The organism is Bacillus sp. 220_BSPC (genome assembly GCF_001054655.1).
Taxonomy (GTDB): Bacteria; Bacillota; Bacilli; order Bacillales; family DSM-1321; genus Peribacillus; species Peribacillus frigoritolerans.
Genome location: NZ_JVPL01000266.1, coordinates 1 through 3,053, shown reverse-complemented (window position 1 = coordinate 3,053; position 3,053 = coordinate 1). Strand labels below are relative to the sequence as shown.

Genomic DNA, 3,053 nt, shown 5'->3' with positions numbered 1-3,053 from the left:
TTTTTTAACGGTTAAGTTAGAAAGGGCGCACGGTGGATGCCTTGGCACTAGGAGCCGATGAAGGACGGGACTAACACCGATATGCTTCGGGGAGCTGTAAGTAAGCTTTGATCCGGAGATTTCCGAATGGGGAAACCCACTGTTCGTAATGGAACAGTATCTTTACCTGAATACATAGGGTACTGAAGGCAGACCCGGGGAACTGAAACATCTAAGTACCCGGAGGAAGAGAAAGCAAACGCGATTTCCTGAGTAGCGGCGAGCGAAACGGAATTAGCCCAAACCAAGAGGCTTGCCTCTTGGGGTTGTAGGACACTCAACATGGAGTTACAAAGGAACGGGGTAAATGAAGCGACCTGGAAAGGTCCGTCGAAGAAGGTAAAAACCCTGTAGTTGAAACTTCGTTCCCTCCTGAGTGGATCCTGAGTACGGCGGGACACGAGAAATCCCGTCGGAAGCAGGGAGGACCATCTCCCAAGGCTAAATACTCCCTAGTGACCGATAGTGAACCAGTACCGTGAGGGAAAGGTGAAAAGCACCCCGGAAGGGGAGTGAAATAGATCCTGAAACCGTGTGCCTACAAGTAGTCAAAGCCCGTTAATGGGTAATGGCGTGCCTTTTGTAGAATGAACCGGCGAGTTACGATTTCATGCGAGGTTAAGTTGATGAGACGGAGCCGCAGCGAAAGCGAGTCTGAATAGGGCGAATGAGTATGAGGTCGTAGACCCGAAACCAGGTGATCTACCCATGTCCAGGGTGAAGTTCAGGTAACACTGAATGGAGGCCCGAACCCACGCACGTTGAAAAGTGCGGGGATGAGGTGTGGGTAGCGGAGAAATTCCAATCGAACCTGGAGATAGCTGGTTCTCTCCGAAATAGCTTTAGGGCTAGCCTCAAGATGAGAGTATTGGAGGTAGAGCACTGATTGGACTAGGGGCCCCCAACGGGTTACCGAATTCAGTCAAACTCCGAATGCCAAATACTTATTCTTGGGAGTCAGACTGCGAGTGATAAGATCCGTAGTCGAAAGGGAAACAGCCCAGACCACCAGCTAAGGTCCCAAAGTATACGTTAAGTGGAAAAGGATGTGGAGTTGCTTAGACAACCAGGATGTTGGCTTAGAAGCAGCCACCATTTAAAGAGTGCGTAATAGCTCACTGGTCGAGTGACTCCGCGCCGAAAATGTACCGGGGCTAAACGTATCACCGAAGCTGTGGATTGACACCGTATGGTGTCGATGGTAGGAGAGCGTTCTAAGGGCGTTGAAGTCAGACCGGAAGGACTGGTGGAGCGCTTAGAAGTGAGAATGCCGGTATGAGTAGCGAAAGAAGGGTGAGAATCCCTTCCACCGAATGCCTAAGGTTTCCTGAGGAAGGCTCGTCCGCTCAGGGTTAGTCGGGACCTAAGCCGAGGCCGAAAGGCGTAGGCGATGGACAACAGGTTGATATTCCTGTACCACCTATACATCGTTTGAACGATGGGGGGACGCAGAAGGATAGGGTAAGCGCGCTGTTGGATATGCGCGTCCAAGCAGTTAGGCCGGAAACGAGGCAAATCCCGTTTCCATTAAGGCGGAGCTGTGATGGCGAGGGAAATATAGTACCGAAGTTCCTGATTCCACGCTGCCAAGAAAAGCCTCTAGTGAGATGTAAGGTGCCCGTACCGCAAACCGACACAGGTAGGCGAGGAGAGAATCCTAAGGTGTGCGAGAGAACTCTCGTTAAGGAACTCGGCAAAATGACCCCGTAACTTCGGGAGAAGGGGTGCTTTTTAGGGTGAATAGCCCAGAAAAGCCGCAGTGAATAGGCCCAGGCGACTGTTTAGCAAAAACACAGGTCTCTGCGAAGCCGCAAGGCGAAGTATAGGGGCTGACACCTGCCCGGTGCTGGAAGGTTAAGGGGAGAGGTTAGCGCAAGCGAAGCTTTGAACCGAAGCCCCAGTAAACGGCGGCCGTAACTATAACGGTCCTAAGGTAGCGAAATTCCTTGTCGGGTAAGTTCCGACCCGCACGAAAGGTGTAACGATCTGGGCACTGTCTCAACGAGAGACTCGGTGAAATTATAGTACCTGTGAAGATGCAGGTTACCCGCGACAGGACGGAAAGACCCCGTGGAGCTTTACTGCAGCCTGATATTGAATTTTGGTACAGCTTGTACAGGATAGGTAGGAGCCTGAGAAGCCGGAGCGCCAGCTTCGGTGGAGGCGTTGGTGGGATACTACCCTGGCTGTATTGAAATTCTAACCCGCGCCCCTTATCGGGGTGGGAGACAGTGTCAGGTGGGCAGTTTGACTGGGGCGGTCGCCTCCTAAAGAGTAACGGAGGCGCCCAAAGGTTCCCTCAGAATGGTTGGAAATCATTCGTAGAGTGTAAAGGCACAAGGGAGCTTGACTGCGAGACCTACAAGTCGAGCAGGGACGAAAGTCGGGCTTAGTGATCCGGTGGTTCCGCATGGAAGGGCCATCGCTCAACGGATAAAAGCTACCCCGGGGATAACAGGCTTATCTCCCCCAAGAGTCCACATCGACGGGGAGGTTTGGCACCTCGATGTCGGCTCATCGCATCCTGGGGCTGTAGTCGGTCCCAAGGGTTGGGCTGTTCGCCCATTAAAGCGGTACGCGAGCTGGGTTCAGAACGTCGTGAGACAGTTCGGTCCCTATCCGTCGCGGGCGCAGGAAATTTGAGAGGAGCTGTCCTTAGTACGAGAGGACCGGGATGGACGCACCGCTGGTGTACCAGTTGTCTTGCCAAAGGCATAGCTGGGTAGCTACGTGCGGACGGGATAAGTGCTGAAAGCATCTAAGCATGAAGCCCCCCTCAAGATGAGATTTCCCATGGCGCAAGCTAGTAAGATCCCTGAAAGATGATCAGGTTGATAGGTCAGAGGTGGAAGCATGGTGACATGTGGAGCTGACTGATACTAATAGATCGAGGACTTAACCAACGCTTTTTAAAAAATGAAATACCTTCTTATTATCTAGTTTTGAAGGAACAACGTTCCTTTTATGTTTGGTGGCGATAGCGAAGAGGTCACACCCGTTCCCATTCCGAACAC

1 rRNA gene is annotated in these 3,053 nt (G+C 52.1%); it reads left to right on the top strand.

The window, feature by feature from the left end:
* The first annotated feature begins 9 nt into the window (after nt 1-9).
* Nucleotides 10-2,942: ribosomal RNA gene (locus tag ADA55_RS21290) — 23S ribosomal RNA — on the top strand.
* Nucleotides 2,943-3,053: the final 111 nt, after the last annotated feature.